Source organism: Flavobacterium sp. (assembly GCF_044360715.1).
Taxonomy (GTDB): domain Bacteria; phylum Bacteroidota; class Bacteroidia; order Flavobacteriales; family Flavobacteriaceae; genus Flavobacterium.
Genome location: NZ_JBIKJY010000007.1, coordinates 38,420 through 58,282 on the forward strand (window position 1 = coordinate 38,420; position 19,863 = coordinate 58,282).

Consider the following 19,863-nt stretch of genomic DNA (forward strand, 5'->3'; position numbering starts at 1 on the left):
ACTATTTACTCAATTTTGTCAATTACAGTTGAGACGCTTTCAGCGTGACAAACGTGGTGTAAAAAAAAATCTATATGTCTATGTGTTTAGTTACTTATCTAACTCAACTTCTTTTGAAGCATTAAAGTCTATTTTTGTTTTTCTTAATTCGAAATTCTGACCTAAATATACCCGTCTAACCATTTCATCTTCTACTAATTCTTCTGGTTTTCCTGCTTTCAAGATACCACCTTCGAACATTAAATAGGTTTTGTCTGTAATGGCTAATGTTTCTTGTACGTTATGGTCGGTTATTAATATACCGATGTTTTTATTTTTTAATTGTGCTACAATTCTTTGAATATCTTCCACCGCAACTGGATCAACTCCAGCAAAAGGTTCGTCTAATAAAATAAACTTTGGATCCGTAGCTAAACAACGTGCAATTTCAGTTCTTCTTCGTTCGCCACCTGATAATAAATCGCCACGATTTGTACGAATATGACCTAATGAAAACTCTTCAATTAAGCTTTCCATTTTGGCTTCTTGTTCGGCTTTGGTTAAATTGGTTAATTGTAAAACCGATAAAATATTGTCTTCTATGCTCAATTTTCTAAAAACCGATGCTTCTTGCGCTAAGTAACCAATTCCGTTTTGAGCACGTTTATACATAGGAAAATCGGTAATATTCATATCATCTAAATAAATATTTCCGCTATTTGGCTTCACTAAACCTACTATCATATAAAAAGAAGTTGTTTTTCCAGCACCATTTGGGCCTAATAAACCCACAATTTCGCCTTGGTTTACTTCAACAGAAATGCCTTTTACAACGCTTCTTTTCTTATATGTTTTAACTAAATTTTCGGCTCTTAATTTCATTTTTTCTATGAGTTTCTAAGTAACTAAGTTACAAAGTGGCTAAGTTATTTTTTACAAATAAACGAATATTCAAATAAACGATTATACAAATTAACAATTATTTAGTTCCTGCTTCTTCCAACGCTTCCCAAAACTCATAAGCTCTACGCAAATGCGGGATTACAATAGTACCTCCAACTAATGTTGCAATACTCATAGCTTCCATCATTTCTGTACGATTTACTCCGTTTTTGTATGCTGTTTCTAAATGGTATTTTATACAATCATCACAACGCAAAACTGCTGAAGCTACTAATCCTAATAATTCTTTAGTTTTCACATCAAGTGCACCTTCGCTATATGCGTTGGTGTCTAAGTTGAAAATTCTTTTAATTACTTTATTATCATCGGCTAATAATTTTTCATTCATTTTAGCACGATAGTCGTTAAACTCGGAAATTAAATCACTCATTATGTTATGGTTATTGATTTGTTGTTTTTCTTAAAAATAAAAGCACTAATAAAAATACTAATTTCGTAAAGTATAATCAACGGTATAGTTACTATAACTTGGCTAATTACATCTGGTGGTGTTACAATTGCAGCAATAATTAAGATAATTACATACGCCCATTTTCTGTATTCTCTTAAAAAAGAAGGAGTTACCAACCCTAAAGTGGATAAGAAATAAATTATAATTGGTAATTCGAAAATTAAACCAGTAGCTAAAGTAGTGGTTTTCACGGTTCCGATATAAGAATTGACATTAATATCATTTTTAATTACATCAGAAACGGTAAATGTTGATAAAAAATTCAACGATAAGGGTGTTAATACAAAATAACCAAATAACACGCCCAAAAAGAATAACAAAGAGGAAATAACTATAAATTTCACAGCATTTCTTTTTTCTTTTTTATACAAAGCTGGACTAATGAAATTCCAAAATTGTAATAAAATATAAGGAAAACTTATAATAAATCCTGCAGTAATACACGTCCAAACTAATAAAGAAATTTGCCCTTCAATTTCGGTATTTTGAATGCTGAAATTCAGAGTAGCATCACAAAAACTTTTGTCTAAATCATATTTATTTGCCAAATCACAAAAAAACTGATAGGTAATAAAATCACCTTTCATAGGTCCGAAAATTATCGTCTGAAAGATAAAATCATTAAAAAACCAAGCAACGGCTCCACCTGTTAAAATAGCAGCCGAACTTCTCACTAACAACCATCTTAATTCCTCAAGATGATCTAAAAAAGTCATTTCGTTAATGTTTTTTTTGTTCTTTTTTGCCATTATACAATTCCTTCTTTTAAAATATCGTGTAAATGCAACACGCCTTTGTATGTTCCATTGTCAATCACCATCAATTGTGTAATTTTATTATCTTCCAACACATCTAAAGCTTCTGAAACTAAAACCGTTGAAGCAATTGATTTTGGATTTTTGGTCATAATATCTTGTGCAGTTAAATCTGAAAACGAATCTCTATCAGTCAACATTCTTCTAATATCACCATCTGTAATAATTCCGATTACAATCTCATTTTCAACAACAGCCGTAACTCCTAATCGCTTTTCAGAAATCTCCATAATTACTTTTTTTATAGAAGCATTTGGAGCCACTTGTGGTGCGTGTGTAGTATCTAACATATCTTTTACACGTAACAATAATTTTTTACCCAAAGCACCACCTGGATGATATTTTGCAAAATCTTCTGCCTGAAAATTTCTTAATTTCATCAAACAAACGGCAATAGCATCGCCTAAAACCAATTGTGCAGTGGTGCTATTTGTAGGTGCTAAACCAAGCGGACAACTTTCTTCATCTACGTGTGCCAATAAAACTAAATCCGAAGAAGTAGCTAAGAATGAGCTTGGATTAGCCGTCATTCCAATTAAAGTAGTACCAAAATTTTTGATAATTGGCGCCAAAACTTTAATTTCAGGGCTATTTCCGCTTTTTGAAATACATAAAACAACGTCGCCTTTTTGAATCATTCCTAAATCGCCGTGAATGGCTTCAGCAGCGTGTAAAAATATAGATGGTGTGCCAGTTGAATTTAATGTCGCTACAATTTTCTGAGCAATAATGGCACTTTTTCCAATACCAGTAACTACTAATCGTCCTTTGGAATCGAAAATTAATTGAACCGTTTTAGCAAAATCTTCAGTAAGATATTGTGTAAGTTTCGCAATACTTTCGCTTTGAGATAGTATAGATTGCTTTGCGTTTTCTAAGATAGTTTGTGTTGTATTCAAAATTAAATGAATTATATTTTTGTTTTTAAAGAATAGTTGTATCTTTATGATTGCAAATTTAGACAAAATTCAAATAATAATTGTCTAAAATTATTTGTTTATAAGTTCAACCCATTATTTCATGAAAGAACAGAATATAGATTTATACAAAGAGTTAAAAAAATACTTTGGATTTTCACAATTTAAAGGATTACAAGAAAAAGTAGTTACAAGTATTATTTCTGGTAACAACACCTTTGTAATTATGCCAACAGGTGGTGGAAAATCATTATGTTATCAATTACCCGCATTGGTTTTAGACGGAACGGCTATTGTGGTTTCTCCACTTATTGCTTTAATGAAAAATCAAGTAGATGCCATCAGAAGTATGGGGTCTGATGTAGGTGTAGCTCATGTTTTAAATTCTTCATTAAATAAAACAGAAGTCAATCAGGTAAAAGCAGATATATTATCTGGAAAAACTAAAATGCTATACGTAGCCCCTGAATCATTAACTAAAGAGGATTATATTCAGTTTTTAAAAACAGTGAAAATATCCTTCGTAGCCATTGATGAAGCACATTGTATTTCTGAATGGGGACATGATTTTAGACCAGAATACAGAAATTTAAGAAGTATTATTAAGCAATTAGGTGATGTGCCAATTATTGGACTTACCGCAACGGCTACTCCGAAAGTACAAGAAGATATCTTGAAAAACTTAGATATGCCGAATGCCAATACGTTTAAAGCTTCTTTTAACCGACCAAATTTATACTACGAAATACGTCCGAAAACTAAAAATGTTCAAGGAGATATTATACGATTTATTAAGCAACACAAAGGAAAATCAGGTGTTATCTATTGCTTAAGTAGAAAAAAAGTGGAAGAAATTGCACAGGTTTTACAGGTAAATGGAATTTCTGCAGTGCCTTATCATGCAGGTTTAGATGCAAAAACACGTGCCAAACATCAAGATATGTTTCTTATGGAAGATGTTGATGTGGTGGTGGCAACTATCGCTTTCGGTATGGGAATTGACAAACCCGATGTACGATTTGTAATTCATCACGACATTCCAAAATCATTAGAAAGTTATTATCAAGAAACAGGAAGAGCAGGAAGAGATGATGGAGAAGGAATTTGTTTGGCGTATTATTCGTATAAAGATATTGAAAAGTTAGAAAAATTTATGTCTGGAAAACCAATTGCTGAACAAGAAATTGGTTATGCTTTATTACAAGAAGTGGTAGCTTATGCAGAAACTTCTATGTCGAGACGAAAATATTTACTTCACTATTTCGGAGAAGAATTTGACGAGGTTAATGGCGAAGGAGCCGATATGGATGATAATGTTAGAAATCCAAAAGTTAAAACAGAAGCTCAAAATCAAATAGTTACATTGCTAAAAGTAATTAACGATACGAAACAGTTATTTAAATCTAAAGAAGTCATAATGGCTTTAGTAGGTAAAATTAATGCCATTATTAAAGCACAAAAAATAGATACATTAAAAACATTTGGTAGTGGTGCTAAACATGACGAAAAATACTGGATGGCATTAATTCGTCAGGTTTTAGTTGCAGGATTAATTTCTAAAGACATTGAAAGTTATGGTGTTTTAAAAGTAACACAAGCCGGACAAGATTTTATTGAAAAACCCTATTCATTTATGGTGGCAGAAGATCATGAGTTTAGTGAAGAAGAGGATGAAAATATCATCGCAGCAGCAAAAGCAACAGGAACTGCCGATGCAGTATTAATGTCTATGCTAAAAGATTTACGTAAAAAAGAAGCCAAAAAACATAATGTCCCACCGTTTGTAGTATTTCAAGATCCTTCTTTGGAAGATATGGCACTTAAATATCCAATTACCATTGACGAGTTAAGCAACGTTCACGGTGTAGGAGAAGGTAAGGCAAAGAAATTCGGAAAACCGTTTATTGAATTGATTTCAAGATATGTAGATGAAAATGACATTATTCGTCCAGATGATTTAGTGGTGAAATCGACAGGTGCTAATTCTATAAATAAATTGTACATTATTCAAAATATCGATAGAAAATTAGCATTAGATGATATTGCTTCCGCAAAAGGAATAAAATTTGACGATTTACTTAAAGAATTGGAACAAATTGTATTTTCAGGAACAAAATTAAATATTAAATATTGGATTGATGATATTTTGGATGAAGAGCAGCAAGAAGAAATTTACGACTATTTTATGGAATCCGAATCGGATAGCATAGAAAACGCACTAAAAGAATTTGATGGTGAATATGATATGGAAGAATTACGATTAATGAGAATTAAATTTATTAGCGAAGTAGCGAATTAAAAATGTAGTCAAAAGTCGAAGGTCGAAAGTCATTAAGTAACTTATGGATTTACTTTCGGCTTTAAGACTTTTGACTTTCGGCTAAATAAACCTCTCCTCGATGAGGTCGTAAAGCATCTCTAAAAATTATCATATCGGCTTCTTCTACAACTAAATAGGCAATAGCGTACATGTCGTTTAAAATTTCAAAGCCAGTAATTTTTAATATGTAATTTTCTTTATTTAAAAATTCTTTCAAATGAATTTCGTGATGCTCTGCGGTTTTAGCAGCAGCTTGTCCACGAAAATCCCAAATTAGTTTTATTTGTCTGTTCATTATAATAAAATAAAAATCAAAGATAAGTTTTTAGTACTTTTGAAAAAATGAAATTCACTATGAAATTAATATTTTCTTTTCTTTTTGTCGGAACTTTGACTTTTTCACAACAACTTACTTTGGAAGAAGCCAATCATTTAGCGACTTTACCCATAAAATGTTTACAACAAGAATATCCAAATAAGTTAAATCAATTACTTCTTAATACTACCGAATTGTTATCGCCTAAAGAGCTACATCCTGCATTTTATGGTTGTTTTGATTGGCATTCATCTGTACATGGTCATTGGAGTTTGGTTTATTTGTTAAATAATTTCTCGGAAATAAAAAATAAAGAAATTATTATTGAAAAATTAAAGTTAAATCTTTCTAAAGATAATATACAAAAAGAAATTGAATACTTTTCTAAACCTCATGAAAAATCATATGAGAGAACATACGGCTGGAATTGGCTTTTAAAACTTCAGCTAGAATTAGAAAAATCTAAGTTAAATTCCAATCTTGAATTAGCAAATAATTTAAAGCCGTTATCTAATTTAATAATCCAACGGTATATCGAATTTATGCCAAAACTTTTATATCCTGTTCGTGTGGGCACACATAATAATACAGCTTTTGGATTATCAAACGCATGGGATTATGCCGTTTTTTCTAATAATATAGAATTGCAAAACTGTATTAAAACGCATGCGATTAGACTTTTTATAACTGATGAAAATTGCCCTTTTGACTGGGAACCAAGCGGAACTGATTTTTTATCTCCATGCATGGAAGAATTGGGATTAATGCAACGTGTTTTACCAAAACAAGAGTTTTTGACTTGGCTAAAAAAATTCGCACCGAAGTTGTTTTCTAAAAATTGGAATTGGGAAACTGCAAAAGTTTCTGATAGAACAGATGGACATTTGGTGCATTTAGATGGCTTAAATTTTAGTCGAGCATGGAATATGTATGCTTTAGCTAAAGCCTATCCAAAACTTTTTTCACATTTAATTCCAATTGCAAATCAGCACTTTAGTTTTTCATTACCATCGGTAGTGGATGGTAATTATGAAGGGGAACATTGGTTAGCTTCATTTGCTTTACGAGCATTTGAAGAGAAAAAGTAAATCTTTTGTACATTTGCAAATAAATTAATTCCATGCCTCGCGAACTACTTATTCAAGTTTCCCCAGAAATGGCGAATAACGAACAAATGTTATATCAATATGTTTCTAAATTGGTACATACTTCTGTATCCAATTTACAAAAAATTGTGATACTTAAACGTTCTATTGATGCCCGTCAAAAAGCTATAAAATTCAATTTAAAACTAAATATTTATTTTAAAGATGAGGTGTTTGCTGAATCTAAAATAGAATTGCCTAATTATCCAAACGTAACCAATAAACAAGAAATTATTGTTGTTGGCGCAGGTCCTGCTGGATTGTTTGCAGCCCTGCAATTAATAGAATTAGGTTTAAAACCAATAGTTTTAGAACGTGGTAAAGATGTTCGAGGAAGACGTAGAGATTTAAAAGCAATAAATGTTGACGGAATTGTAAATTCCGATTCCAATTATTGTTTTGGAGAAGGCGGGGCAGGAACGTATTCGGATGGAAAATTATACACACGTTCCAAAAAACGAGGCGATGTAGATAGAATTTTACAATTATTAGTAGCATTTGGTGCAACCGAAGAAATTTTAGTAGAAGCACATCCGCACATTGGAACCAATAAATTACCTCAAATCATTCAAGATATTCGAGAGAAAATTATCGAATGTGGCGGACAAGTTTTGTTTGAAACCCGAGTTACAGATATTTTAGTTAAAAATAATGAAGTAGACGGAATTTTAACTCAAAAGGGAGAAACGATTTATGCTAAAAAAATAATTTTAGCAACCGGACATTCGGCACGTGATATTTTTGAATTGCTTCATAAAAAAGATATTTTTATTGAAGCAAAACCATTCGCATTAGGTGTTCGAGCGGAACATCCGCAAGAGTTGATTGATAAAATTCAATATTCTTGTGATTACCGAGGTGAATTTTTACCACCATCGCCATATTCAATTGTAAAACAAGTAAATGGACGTGGTATGTATTCGTTTTGTATGTGCCCAGGCGGTGTAATTGCGCCTTGTGCCACAGCCGAAGGCGAAGTTGTTACAAATGGTTGGAGCCCAAGTAAACGAGATCAAGCCACTGCCAATTCTGGAATTGTAGTCGAATTGCGTTTGGAAGATTTCAAACCGTATGAAAAATTTGGACCTTTAGCAGGAATGGAATTTCAAAAAGATATTGAACAAAAAGCTTGGCAATTGGCTGGAAAAACACAAAAAGTTCCCGCACAAAGAATGATTGATTTTACACAAACAAAAGTTTCGGCAGTCATCCCGAAAACCTCATATGTTCCCGGAACAACTTCTGTAGAATTAGGCGAAGTTTTTCCGACATTTTTAACACAAACGCTGCGAGAAGGTTTTTCTGCATTTGGAAAAGCTATGCACGGTTATTTAACAAACGATGCCATTTTACACGCACCAGAAAGCAGAACATCTTCACCAGTTCGAATCCCAAGAGATAATTCTACGCTTGAACACGTTCAAATTAAAGGATTATATCCTTGCGGAGAAGGCGCTGGTTACGCAGGAGGAATTATTTCGGCTGCGATTGATGGTGAAAAATGTGCGTTGAAAATTGCAGAAGCATTAAGTAATTAAAATAAACTTTGCGAACCTTGCGAAAACCTTAGCGTCTTTGCGGTAAAAAAAAATCTATGACATTAAAAGGACAAAATATTCATTTGCGAGCTCTCGAACCCGAAGATTTAGATTTTCTGTACGAAATAGAAAACAATGAATCGATTTGGGAAGTGAGCAATACGCAAACACCATATAGTAAATGGGTGTTGAAAAACTATTTAGAAAACGCACATTTGGATATTTATGAAGCAAAACAATTGCGATTGGTAATTGTTTTTTCAAAAACTAATGAAATAGTTGGTTGTATCGATTTATTTGATTTTGATGCGAAAAATAGTCGTGCTGGAATTGGAATTATTATTTCAGAAAACTTTAGAAATCAAGGTATTGGAAAAGAAACCTTGCAATTGATTACAAATTATGCTTTCACGCATTTAAATTTACATCAATTATTTGCAAATATTACCACAAATAATGAAGCCAGTTTATTGCTTTTTAGTAATTTTGGGTTTCAGAAAATAGGCATCAAAAAAGATTGGACTAAAATAAATGGTACTTTCGTAGATGAAGTACTTTTTCAATTCATAAACGAAAAATAAAAATTTTGGAAGCAAAAAAATTATTCTTAAGAATCATTAGTATCGGAGCAGCAATAATAATTATTAGTGGTGGATACGTAATTAATAAAGCGTTTACTGGAAATACAAAATTTGAAGAAGAGGAAGTATATGTATATGTTCCAACGGATTCAAAATACGAAGATGTAAAGAAAATTTTAGCGCCTTATATTGAAAATCAATCCAAAATTGATTGGGTCGCTTCAAAAAGAGACTATGATTCAAATGTAAAACCAGGAAAATTTTTACTTAAAAAAGGAATGAGCAGTTTTAGTATCGTTCGTGCATTACGATTGAATACACCAGTAAAATTAGCCTTCAATAATCAAGAAAAAGTACAAGATTTATTTGTTCGAATTGCTTCTCAAATAGAACCAGATACTACAAAATTGAATGAAATTTTCACAAATGATACTTTTTTACAAGAAAACGGTTTGAATAAAGACAATGTAATGTCGTTTTTTATTCCTAATAGCTACGAATTTTATTGGAATATTTCTCCTGAAGAATTTGCAGAGAAACTTACAAAAGAATATAAAAGATTTTGGAATGATGGCAGATTAGCAAAAGCGAAAGCATTAAATTTAACGCCAGCCCAAGTCTATACTTTAGCTTCAATTGTTCATAAAGAAACGGCAAAAGCAGATGAGAGACCAAAAGTAGCAGGTGTATATTTAAATAGATTAAACAAAAATATGCCATTACAAGCCGATCCAACAGTGATTTTTGCTTTAAAACAAAAATCAAATGATTGGAATTTAGTGGTAAAACGTGTCATGCACAACGATTTAATTGTAAATTCACCTTACAATACATATAAAAACACGGGTTTGCCACCAGGGCCTATTTTTATGCCAGATGTTTCGGCAATTGATGCGGTTTTAAATCCAGAAAAACACAACTACTTATATTTTTGTGCCAGTGTAGAAAAATTTGGATATCACGAATTTGCTACAGATTATAATGCACATTTAAAAGTGGCTGCAAAATATGCAGACTGGGTAAAAAAGCAGAATTATAAAAGATAATTTTTAGTGTAAATTAGAAAAAGGTGTAGAATGTACAATTTTACACCTTTTTTTATTTTCCTTACTTTCTTTTTTTATCTTTATCAAAACTATAATTTATATGGAAAATAAAACTGAATTTAAAAAAGAATTGGGATTGTTAAATGCAACAAGTTTAGTGGCAGGTTCAATGATAGGTTCTGGAATATTTATTGTAACCTCAATAATGGCAAGAGATATTGGTGGTGCGGGTTGGATTTTATTAGCTTGGATTTTAACTGGGTTTTTAACGCTTGCCGCAGCATTAAGTTATGGCGAATTAGCAGGTATGATGCCAAAAGCAGGTGGGCAATATGTTTATATTCAGCGTGCGTATGGTAAAATGATGTCATTTTTATATGGTTGGACTGTTTTTACAGTGGTTCAAACTGGAGTAATTGCAGCAGTCGCAGTTGCTTTTGCTAAATATACCGCTATTTTTTTTCCATCTTTAAGTGAGAATTTACTAGAAATTGGTACTTATAAAATTCAATATCAACAATTGTTAGCTATTTTAAGTATTGTTGTGCTAACAATTATCAATAATCAAGGTGTAAAAAGCGGTAAAAATCTACAATTTGTTTTTACGGCGGCTAAATTATTCGCATTATTTGCTTTAATTGTTTTTGGTTTATATGTTGGTTTACAATCTGATACATTAGCCAATAATTTTACAGATATGTGGTCGGCAACAAAAACAACAGTTGTTGATGGCAAAATCACTACAGAAGTATTAACTGGTTTTGCTATTATTGGAATGTTGGGGTTTACAATGATTAATTCATTATTTTCTTCAGATGCATGGAACAATATTACATTTATTGCTGGAGAAATTAAAGAACCGCAGAAAAACATTCCAAAGAGTTTGTTTTTAGGGACATTAATTGTAACAATTGTTTATTTACTTGCCAATTTAGCTTATTTTTCATTATTACCTTTAGAAGGAAATCCATTAGCTGATGACTTTTTAGGGCAAGGTATTAAATATGCTAACGAAGATAGGTTAGGAGCGAGTGCGGCATCTGTTATTTTCGGTAATGCCGGTGTTTTTATAATGGCGGGTTTAATTATGATTTCTACTTTTGGTTGTAATTCTGGTCTTATATTAGCTGGCGGACGCTTGTTTTATGCGATGAGTAAAGACGGCTTATTTTTTAAAAGCGCTGGAGAATTAAATAAAAATCAAGTGCCAGAAAAAGCACTTTGGATGCAATGTATTTGGGCCTCGATATTATGTTTATCTGGAAAATATGGCGATTTACTAACGTATGCTACTTTTGCCAATTTATTATTTTATGTCTTAACCATTTACGGTATATTTATTCTTCGTAAAAAAGAACCCGATACGCCAAGACCTTATAAAGCTTTTGGGTATCCGTTTGTTCCTATTTTATACATAATACTGATTTCTATAATAAGTATTATATTACTGATTTACGACACTAAAAATACAGGCTTAGGTTTGTTTATAGTGTTAGTAGGTATACCAATTTATTATCTCACGCAGAAGAAACAAGAATAATTAAAAAGACCCAACATATTTAAATAATTTGTTGGGTCTTTTTAAATAAAATTAATTTTTAGCTAATGCATATGAAATTGGTGATTTTGTTTTTGGTTCCATATAAATTTCCGTATATCCGTTTTTCCACTCTACTTTTTCGTAATAAAAATCAATAGAAGTTAAGTTTCCTTTTACAGTAATAACACAATTTCCAGTAATATTTGCTTCATCTCCTTCTACAGTATATTTCATATTATTTTTTATTCTGTTTTCAAGAAATAAACTTAGAATTTTTTCAGCAATTTCTTTCCTAATATTCATTTTCGCATTAAAAGTGCTTACAATAATTGTTCCTTCATTAGATGTTGAAATTACTTCAATACTGTTTTGACCGTAGTGATATGTTTCAACTAAATTTCCTTGCGCAAACATTACTTTACAAAGTAATAAAAAGCAAATTGTTAAACATTTCATAGAATTAAAATTTAGGGGTTACTTTAATATGATATAAAGTTACTTCTAAAAAATAATACTTATTTCATTTTCGTTAAAAAAATCACAACAATTTAATACAAATATGTTAATTTTAACTAAAAAGTTTTGAAATTGTTAAATTTTATTGTTTTTTGTTGTGAATTTATGTTTTTTAATTCAAAAAAAATGCCTTTTCTTTTTAGAAAAGGCATTAAATTATAAATAATCAAACATTAATAATACATATAGCGTCTTACTTTGGCAATATATTTTGCCAAACGTATTACTTGATGGCTATATCCATATTCGTTATCGTACCATATATATAGTACAATATTTTTTCCATCTCCAGATACAATAGTCGCATTACTATCATAAATAGAAGGTTGAGCCGTTCCAACAATATCTGAAGAAACCAATTCGTTACTTACTGAATATTTAATTTGTTCTACTAAGTTACCTTCTAAAGCATAGGTTTTCATAATATTGTTTAATTCTTTTACAGAGGTAGTTCTTCCAACTTCTAAATTCAAAACTACCAAAGAACCATTTGGAACCGGAACACGAATTGCATTAGAAGTTAGTTTTCCTGCTAAACTTGGTAATGCTTTAGCTACGGCACTTCCTGCACCGGTTTCTGTAATTACCATATTTAAACCCGCAGCTCTTCCACGGCGATATTTTTTATGCATATTATCAACCAAATTTTGGTCGTTTGTATACGCGTGAATGGTTTCTAAATGCCCTTTTACAACACCTAACGTTTCTTCAATTACTGCCAAAACTGGAGTGATGGCATTTGTAGTACAAGAAGCAGCTGAATAAATAGCTACTTCATCTGGATTGTAATCTTCGTGATTTACGCCATAAACTATATTTGGTACACCTTTTCCTGGAGCGGTTAATAACACTTTATCTGCACCTTTAGAAGTCAAGTGTCTGGCTAACGCTTCTTCTGTTGTAAAAGCGCCAGTATTGTCAATTACTAAAGCATCATTAATTCCGTAAGCGGTATAATCAATTTCTTCTGGCGAATTTGCTGTAATAATATGTACGGTTGTTCCGTTTATTATTAATGCACTATTTTCTGGGTCAGCCGAAACCGAACCTTCAAAATCTCCGTGAACCGAATCATATCGTAGCAAAGAGGCTCTTTTTTCTAATAAAACGGCATCATTTTTATCACGAGTTACAATCGCACGTAAACGTAATTGTTGTCCTTTACCAATTTTGCTCATCATTTCGCGAGCTAACAAACGTCCAATACGACCAAAACCATATAAAACAACATCTTTAGGTACAATTTCAGACGTGTCTTTTGCATATTTTAATTTGTCAATTACAAACGCTTTAGCGTCATTATATTTATCGTCTTCTAAATGATATTCGTAAGTTAATTTCCCAATATCTATACGTGATGGTGGTAAATCTAAATTTTCAATGGCTCTTGCAATTTCTACGCTATCAAAAATATTGATTGGTTTTTCTACAAAAGCAACTGCATATTCGTGTAAGTTTATAATATCTGAAACGTTTCGATCAATTAATTGATTTCTAAATAAGACCAATTCAATAGATTTGTCAAACCATAAATCGCTTATAATTTTTACAAATTCTACACACGCTTTTCTTCTGTCTGCCTGAAAAGCCAATTCTTTTTCGTAAATTGTGTTGTTGTTCATTAAAATAAAGATTGGGTTACTAATTTTTTGCAAAAGTATATATTTCAATCGTTTTCGTAAAGTTTTTTACGATTTTTTTTCTTATTATTTTTTAGAATAGAAGGCAAAAAAAATTCGCAAAACAAATACTGCTTTGCGAATCTTAAATATGTAATTATTTAATTATAAAAAGAAGCGATAAATCTGTCCGTTTTTTGCTATAATTTGATAATGTGTTTTTTCTGTAATTTCTTTTTTTGCTAAATAAGCAGAAACACTTTCCATATCAATGGCTCGCATATTATCCACTTGTGTAACGATAGAACCTTTTAAATATTCAGCATATTCCTTATAATCTTCATTGGTTACCTGTTTGATTTTTATACCACTTTTTAAATTAAATCGTTTTTTATCGTTGGCATCTAACTCTTCAAATTCAATTCCATTAAATTCGTAGGCAATTAATTCTTTTTTTGTTAAAGGAACATTTAAAGCTAAGTTTTTACCATCTCTTAATAAGGTAACTTTAACAATATCATTTGGTCTTTTTGTGTTAATAACCGTTGCCATTTCTGCGGATGAAGCAATTTTAGTATCATCTAATTTTAAAATTACATCTCCTTTTTCAATACCAACTTTTTCAGCACCAGAATTTTTGTTGACTTTGTTTACGTAAAATCCTTCAGTTTGTTTGATTCCGTATTTTTTGGCAGCTTCTGCGTTTAATTCGCCACCTTCAACACCTAAAATGCCGCGTTGTACATTACCAAATTTCATTAAATCTTCAATAATTTTTTTTGTAATATTTGATGGGACGGCAAATGAATATCCAGCATAACTTCCTGTTGGCGAAGAAATCATTGTGTTAATTCCAATCAATTCACCATTTGTATTTACTAAAGCACCACCGCTATTTCCAGGATTTACAGCAGCATCTGTTTGTATAAACGATTGAATACTTGCTTTATCTAAATTACGTGCTTTTGCCGAAATAATCCCCGCAGTAACAGTAGAATTCAGTTGATACGGATTTCCAACCGCTAAAACCCATTCACCTACTTTAATATTATCAGAATTTCCAAAAACAATAAATGGTAATTTCTCATCGGCATCTATTTTTAACAAAGCAATATCCATTTTGCTATCCGTACCAATTAATTTTGCTTTGTACGCTTTGTTGTTATTTAAAGTTACTTCCAGTTCGTTAGCATCTTGTATTACGTGATTATTGGTTACAATATAACCATCTTCAGATACAATTACTCCAGATCCAGTTCCTATTTGTTCATGTTGTTGTGTGCCCCCACCATAAAAAAACGATGCCCATGGATCAGTGTAAGTCCTTACAGAAACATTTTTAACGTGCACCACACTATGAATGGCTTTTTCGGCACCAGTTGTAAAATCTATATTTTCGGCACCAGTAAAACTTACGGCTTTGTTGTAGTTTGGTGAAGTGGTAATAATTGAATCGCTTTCATTTTTTCTGTTTTCAATGAATTTATAGGCACCCAAAGTAACGGCACCACTCATTAATGATACAATAAATAGACTTCCTAAATTTTTCATCTTGTTCATTTTTTATTTTTTTACTCTGTAAATATAAATACGTTTTTTAAAAATCCAAACTCGTTTAACTAACGATTAACAATGTTTAACAACTTTTTAGTATTTGGGCATTTCCTTTCAGGTCGGGCTTTCCGCTATATCTTTTTTATAAGTTGCCTTCGGGAACCTCAGTCAACATATAAAAAAGGATGCCGCTGCAATCCCTAATGCAATATTGTGCAAAAAAATAAATATATTTGTACTATGCAAATACAATTTTACAAATACCAAGGAACAGGAAACGATTTTGTTATGATTGATAATCGTACAAACTTTTTTCCCAAAAATAATACCAAACTAATTGAATTTTTATGCGACCGACGTTTTGGCATAGGTGGCGATGGTTTAATTTTGTTAGAGAATCATAAAAAATACGATTTTACTATGGTGTATTATAACTCCGATGGAAGCACCAGTACTATGTGTGGAAATGGGGGGCGATGTTTAGTGGCGTTTGCAAAACAATTAGGTATTATCGAAAACGAAGCCTATTTTGAAGCATCGGACGGCTATCATTTTGCAAAATTTGAAGACAATTTAATTGCACTTCAAATGATAGATGTATCAGAAGTTAAACATTATAATACACACGATTTTGTTTATACGGGTTCGCCTCATCACGTGCAATTAGTCGACAATTTAAAAGATTTTGATGTCAAAAATAATGGCTCGAAATTAAGATATTCTAATTTGTATGACGCTTCGGGTTGTAATATCAACTTTGTAGAACAAGAAAATACTGACACTTTTTCAGTCCGTACTTATGAACGAGGTGTGGAAGACGAAACTTTATCTTGCGGAACGGGTGCGACTGGCGTGGCAATTGCAATGCACGCTACTCATAAAACAGATGCGAATCGTATCCATATTAATGTATTAGGCGGAAAGCTAATAATTAGTTTTGTTTTAGAAAATGAAATATATAAAAATGTATTTTTAACAGGTCCAGCAGAATTGGTTTTTGCTGGTAGCTTAGAAGTATAACTTACTTTTAATAAGAAATAATCTCTTTATTTTGAATGTCATTTTCAATAATTCCATCACGTAAGCGAATAATTCTATGCGCGTGAGCGGCAATTTCTTCTTCGTGTGTGACTAAAATTACCGTATTGCCATTGGCGTGAATTTCACCAAATAATTTCATAATTTCAATTGACGTTTTACTGTCTAAATTTCCAGTAGGTTCATCGGCTAAAATGATTGAAGGTTTGTTAACCAAAGCTCTACCAACAGCCACACGTTGACGTTGTCCACCTGAAAGTTGATTTGGTTTATGATCCATTCTGTCAGCTAATCCCACTTGAGTTAGTACTTCTGTAGCACGTTTGTTTCTCTCTTCTTTTGAAAAACCAGCATATACCATTGGTAAGGCTACATTATCCAACGCAGTTGTACGAGGCATTAAGTTGAATGTTTGAAAAACGAAACCAATTTCTTTATTTCTAATTTCAGCTAATTCATCATCGTGCATTTCGCTTACTTGCTTTCCGTTTAAGATATAACTTCCAGAAGTTGGCGTGTCCAAACAACCTAAAATATTCATTAAAGTCGATTTTCCAGAACCAGACGGCCCCATAAGTGCCACATATTCACCTTTGTTAATAAGTAAATCGATTCCTTTTAATACGTTTACCGTTTCACTTCCTAATTGGAAATCACGCGTAATACCTTTAATGTCTATTATTGGAGTTTTCATAGTTTTCAGGTGCAGTTTTTAGATTACAATAATTACTACAAGTAATAAGTAGCTAAATAGAAGATTTTGTTACAGTTTTAAAAATAATATTTTACCGCAAAGTGTCGCAAAGTTAGTCGCAAAGAAACGCAAAGATTTTTTTAAAAGTATTTCAAGACATACATTAGATAATAAAATTAATTTTAATAGTATTTAGTGAAACTCTGTGAATTCTTTGTGAATCTTTGTGTAATACTAAACACGAATCACAAAATGTTCTTTTTCTTGTTCAGCTCTAAAAAACACCATTCCGAAATGAAATGTATCAATCGTAACTTTTACTTTAGGATGTTTTTTGATGATGTCCCAAGTATTTTCGTTTTCTGTTGATTTATGAATGTCATTAATTATCCAAACAGCATTATTAGTTATAGTAGGTAATAACAATTCGAAATACGCTAACGTAGTTTTTTGAGATTCGTTTTGGTTGAAGTAAATGAAGTCGAAAGTAATGTTATTTTTAGAAAGTTTGTTTTTTTGAAACTCTTCAAATGTGGTAATTTCTGAAGAAAATATATTGGTGTTTAACTCATTTCCAATTTCCAAAATCGTTTTGGGTTTGAAATATCTAATAATTCTAAAAAGTAATCGGGCTCTTTTTGGATTATTTTTTAAAAGCGAATATTCTGGATATTTCGTATTATCATAAAAACATTTCGTTACCAAATCAAACACAAAAGGAGAATGCACACCGTGTTCATTTTTGGAGTTCCAAAGGAATTTTATGTATGATTTTAATAAATGATTCATTTATATTGCCACAGATTAAATGATTTTCACGGATTATAATAATTAAAACAAAAAAATCTGTGTTAATCTGAGAAATCCGTGGCTAACTTTTATTATTCTATTTTTGAGCTCAATTCAAACCAACGAGCTTCTTTTTCTTCTAAAGTTTGAATTATTTTTTGTAATTCATTCGCTTTAGCTTCAATTTTATCATCAGCTACTTTTCCGTCCGAAAATTCTTGCTCAATTTGTTTTTTTTGATATTCTAAATCTTTAATGTCTTTTTCAATTTTATTAAATTCCTTTTGCTCGTTGAAGTTTAATCCTGCTTTGGCTGGTTGATTTTGTTTCCAACTTCCTTTGTCAGTGCTTACGCTATTTAAAACTTTTGGCTCTACGGAATCTTCATAACTTCTAAAATCAGAATAGTTCCCTGGAAAATCTTCAATTTCACCTTGACCTCTAAATACAAATAAATGATCCACAATTTTATCCATAAAATACCTGTCGTGACTTACCACTAACAAGCATCCAGGGAAATCTAATAAGAAACTTTCTAACACATTTAGCGTTACAATGTCTAAATCGTTAGTTGGCTCATCCAAAATTAAGAAATTTGGATTCTGAATTAAAACCGTACATAAATACAAACGTTTTAATTCGCCACCACTCAATTTTTCAACAAAATCATATTGCTTTTTCGCATCAAACAAAAAACGTTCTAACAATTGCGAAGCCGAAATAATTTTTCCTTTCGTAAGCGGAATGTATTCTCCGTATTCTTTAATAATATCGATAACTTTTTGTCCAGGTTTTGGGTTGATGCCACTTTGTGTGTAATACCCAATTTTAATCGTATCACCAATAATTACTTTCCCAGAATCGGGTTCCATAGTTTTGGTTAAAATGTTTAAGAAAGTCGATTTTCCTGTTCCGTTTTTACCAATAATTCCAATGCGTTCACCACGTTGAAACGCGTAGGTAAAATCTTTTAAAATGGTTCTGTCAGGGAAATTTTTGTTCAATTTTACCATTTCGATAATTTTGCTTCCCATACGCTCCATATTAATTTCAAGCTCTACCACATTTTCTTTACGACGACTTTCCGCTTTTTCTTTAATCACATAAAAATCATCTTGACGCGATTTCGATTTGGTAGTTCTTGCTTTTGGTTGACGACGCATCCAAGCCAATTCCTTAATAAAAAGGTTTTGAGCTTTATCTATACTGGAATTTTCAGAAATTTGACGTTCTTCTTTTTTCTCTAAATAATACGAGTAATTTCCTTTATATTGATACAGTTTTCCGTTATCTAATTCAATAATTTCGTTACAAACACGTTCTAAAAAGAAACGGTCGTGCGTAACCATAAATAAAGTGATATTTTCTTTGGCAAAATAATCTTCAAGCCATTCAATCATCTCTAAATCCAAGTGATTGGTTGGTTCATCTAAAATTAATAAATCGGGTCTATTAATTAAAATAATGGCTAATGATAAACGCTTTTTTTGCCCTCCAGATAATTTTTTTACTTTTAGTTTTAAATCGTCAAGTTTTAATTTTGATAAAATTTGTTTGTATTGTGTTTCAAAATCCCAAGCATTAAAGCGGTCCATATCGTCAAATGCTTTTTGATACTTTTCTTCGTCTTCCGGATTTTCTAATGCCTTTTCGTAGTTTCTAATTACCTGTAAAACCTCATTATCAGATGCAAAAATGCTTTCTTCAATAGTTAATTCGTCTTGTAAATTAAAATTCTGACTCAAAAACGCCATTTTAATGCCTTTTCTAATCACTACTTGTCCATTATCAGGTTCATCAAAACCATTAATAATGTTCATAATGGTAGTTTTTCCTGAACCGTTTTTAGCGATAAAAGCTATTTTTTGGTCTTTATTAATACCAAAAGAAATGTCTTTAAAAAGGACACGTTCGCCGTAAGATTTTGATATATTTTCTACTGAAAGGTAATTCATTTTTTAATTTGTCAATTAGACAATGTGGCAAAACGCCAATTGTTTTGCAAAAGTAGACTTATTATTTGAGATTTAAAATTTAGATTT

General features: G+C 31.5%; 18 protein-coding genes. 7 read left to right on the plus strand and 11 right to left on the minus strand.

Going from position 1 to position 19,863, the window contains the following annotated elements; genetic code table 11:
- Positions 1 to 90 precede the first annotated feature (90 nt).
- The 4 genes from lptB to ACIQ16_RS03765 form a co-directional block, all read right to left on the minus strand.
- A complete protein-coding gene (gene lptB / locus ACIQ16_RS03750; protein WP_396148772.1) occupies positions 91 to 861 on the minus strand; it encodes an LPS export ABC transporter ATP-binding protein in 771 nt (256 codons plus the stop codon).
- Between the two features lie 97 nt (positions 862 to 958).
- On the minus strand, positions 959 to 1,312 hold the full coding sequence (locus tag ACIQ16_RS03755) for a carboxymuconolactone decarboxylase family protein (protein ID WP_291241067.1): 354 nt from the start codon (positions 1,310 to 1,312) through the stop codon (positions 959 to 961).
- Positions 1,312 to 2,142: a twin-arginine translocase subunit TatC gene (tatC, locus tag ACIQ16_RS03760; RefSeq protein WP_396148774.1), complete on the minus strand. Its 831-nt coding sequence runs from the start codon at positions 2,140 to 2,142 to the stop codon at positions 1,312 to 1,314. Before tatC ends, ACIQ16_RS03755 begins: the two co-directional genes overlap by 1 nt.
- Positions 2,142 to 3,107, minus strand: a complete 966-nt coding sequence (locus ACIQ16_RS03765) for an SIS domain-containing protein (RefSeq protein ID WP_396148776.1) — start codon at positions 3,105 to 3,107, stop codon at positions 2,142 to 2,144. Before ACIQ16_RS03765 ends, tatC begins: the two co-directional genes overlap by 1 nt.
- 121 nt (positions 3,108 to 3,228) lie before the next feature.
- Between ACIQ16_RS03765 and recQ the strand changes: the two genes are divergently transcribed.
- Positions 3,229 to 5,424: a DNA helicase RecQ gene (recQ, locus tag ACIQ16_RS03770; RefSeq protein ID WP_396148777.1), complete on the plus strand. Its 2,196-nt coding sequence runs from the start codon at positions 3,229 to 3,231 to the stop codon at positions 5,422 to 5,424.
- Positions 5,425 to 5,485: 61 nt separating this feature from the next.
- Here the strand turns inward: recQ and ACIQ16_RS03775 are convergent, their stop codons facing one another.
- The gene (locus ACIQ16_RS03775; RefSeq protein ID WP_396148779.1) at positions 5,486 to 5,740 is read right to left on the minus strand and encodes a hypothetical protein; all 255 of its coding nucleotides are present in this window, start codon (positions 5,738 to 5,740) and stop codon (positions 5,486 to 5,488) included.
- A 59-nt stretch (positions 5,741 to 5,799) separates the two neighbouring features.
- Here ACIQ16_RS03775 and ACIQ16_RS03780 point away from each other — a divergent pair, with 59 nt between their 5' ends.
- From ACIQ16_RS03780 to ACIQ16_RS03800, 5 genes are all read left to right on the plus strand, one after another.
- Positions 5,800 to 6,849 (plus strand): DUF2891 domain-containing protein, encoded by a 1,050-nt coding sequence (locus tag ACIQ16_RS03780; RefSeq protein WP_396148781.1) that lies wholly within the window; start codon positions 5,800 to 5,802, stop codon positions 6,847 to 6,849.
- Positions 6,850 to 6,881: 32 nt separating this feature from the next.
- The gene (locus tag ACIQ16_RS03785) at positions 6,882 to 8,444 is read left to right on the plus strand and encodes an NAD(P)/FAD-dependent oxidoreductase (protein WP_396148783.1); all 1,563 of its coding nucleotides are present in this window, start codon (positions 6,882 to 6,884) and stop codon (positions 8,442 to 8,444) included.
- Between the two features lie 56 nt (positions 8,445 to 8,500).
- The gene (locus tag ACIQ16_RS03790; protein WP_396148785.1) at positions 8,501 to 9,025 is read left to right on the plus strand and encodes a GNAT family N-acetyltransferase; all 525 of its coding nucleotides are present in this window, start codon (positions 8,501 to 8,503) and stop codon (positions 9,023 to 9,025) included.
- 5 nt (positions 9,026 to 9,030) lie between these two features.
- The gene (gene mltG, locus ACIQ16_RS03795) at positions 9,031 to 10,071 is read left to right on the plus strand and encodes an endolytic transglycosylase MltG (RefSeq protein ID WP_396148787.1); all 1,041 of its coding nucleotides are present in this window, start codon (positions 9,031 to 9,033) and stop codon (positions 10,069 to 10,071) included.
- Positions 10,072 to 10,171: 100 nt separating this feature from the next.
- Positions 10,172 to 11,611, plus strand: a complete 1,440-nt coding sequence (locus ACIQ16_RS03800) for an APC family permease (protein ID WP_396148789.1) — start codon at positions 10,172 to 10,174, stop codon at positions 11,609 to 11,611.
- Between the two features lie 51 nt (positions 11,612 to 11,662).
- Here ACIQ16_RS03800 and ACIQ16_RS03805 read toward each other — a convergent pair whose 3' ends face one another.
- The 3 genes from ACIQ16_RS03805 to ACIQ16_RS03815 all read right to left on the minus strand — a co-directional run bounded on the left by ACIQ16_RS03805 (position 11,663) and on the right by ACIQ16_RS03815 (position 15,297).
- The gene (locus ACIQ16_RS03805; RefSeq protein ID WP_396148791.1) at positions 11,663 to 12,067 is read right to left on the minus strand and encodes a hypothetical protein; all 405 of its coding nucleotides are present in this window, start codon (positions 12,065 to 12,067) and stop codon (positions 11,663 to 11,665) included.
- 233 nt (positions 12,068 to 12,300) lie between these two features.
- A complete protein-coding gene (locus ACIQ16_RS03810) occupies positions 12,301 to 13,749 on the minus strand; it encodes a glyceraldehyde-3-phosphate dehydrogenase (RefSeq protein ID WP_396148793.1) in 1,449 nt (482 codons plus the stop codon).
- Between the two features lie 162 nt (positions 13,750 to 13,911).
- A complete protein-coding gene (locus tag ACIQ16_RS03815; protein ID WP_396148881.1) occupies positions 13,912 to 15,297 on the minus strand; it encodes a trypsin-like peptidase domain-containing protein in 1,386 nt (461 codons plus the stop codon).
- Between the two features lie 243 nt (positions 15,298 to 15,540).
- Here ACIQ16_RS03815 and dapF point away from each other — a divergent pair, with 243 nt between their 5' ends.
- On the plus strand, positions 15,541 to 16,320 hold the full coding sequence (dapF, locus tag ACIQ16_RS03820; protein WP_396148795.1) for a diaminopimelate epimerase: 780 nt from the start codon (positions 15,541 to 15,543) through the stop codon (positions 16,318 to 16,320).
- Between the two features lie 7 nt (positions 16,321 to 16,327).
- On the opposite strand, the gene ACIQ16_RS03825 is transcribed toward dapF, so the two are convergent.
- From ACIQ16_RS03825 to ACIQ16_RS03835, 3 genes are all read right to left on the minus strand, one after another.
- Entirely contained in the window at positions 16,328 to 17,032 is a 705-nt protein-coding gene (locus tag ACIQ16_RS03825) for an ABC transporter ATP-binding protein (protein WP_396148797.1), read from the minus strand.
- 234 nt (positions 17,033 to 17,266) lie between these two features.
- Positions 17,267 to 17,821 (minus strand): class I SAM-dependent methyltransferase, encoded by a 555-nt coding sequence (locus ACIQ16_RS03830; RefSeq protein WP_396148799.1) that lies wholly within the window; start codon positions 17,819 to 17,821, stop codon positions 17,267 to 17,269.
- A gap of 92 nt (positions 17,822 to 17,913) precedes the next feature.
- A complete protein-coding gene (locus tag ACIQ16_RS03835; RefSeq protein WP_396148801.1) occupies positions 17,914 to 19,776 on the minus strand; it encodes an ABC-F family ATP-binding cassette domain-containing protein in 1,863 nt (620 codons plus the stop codon).
- Positions 19,777 to 19,863: the final 87 nt, after the last annotated feature.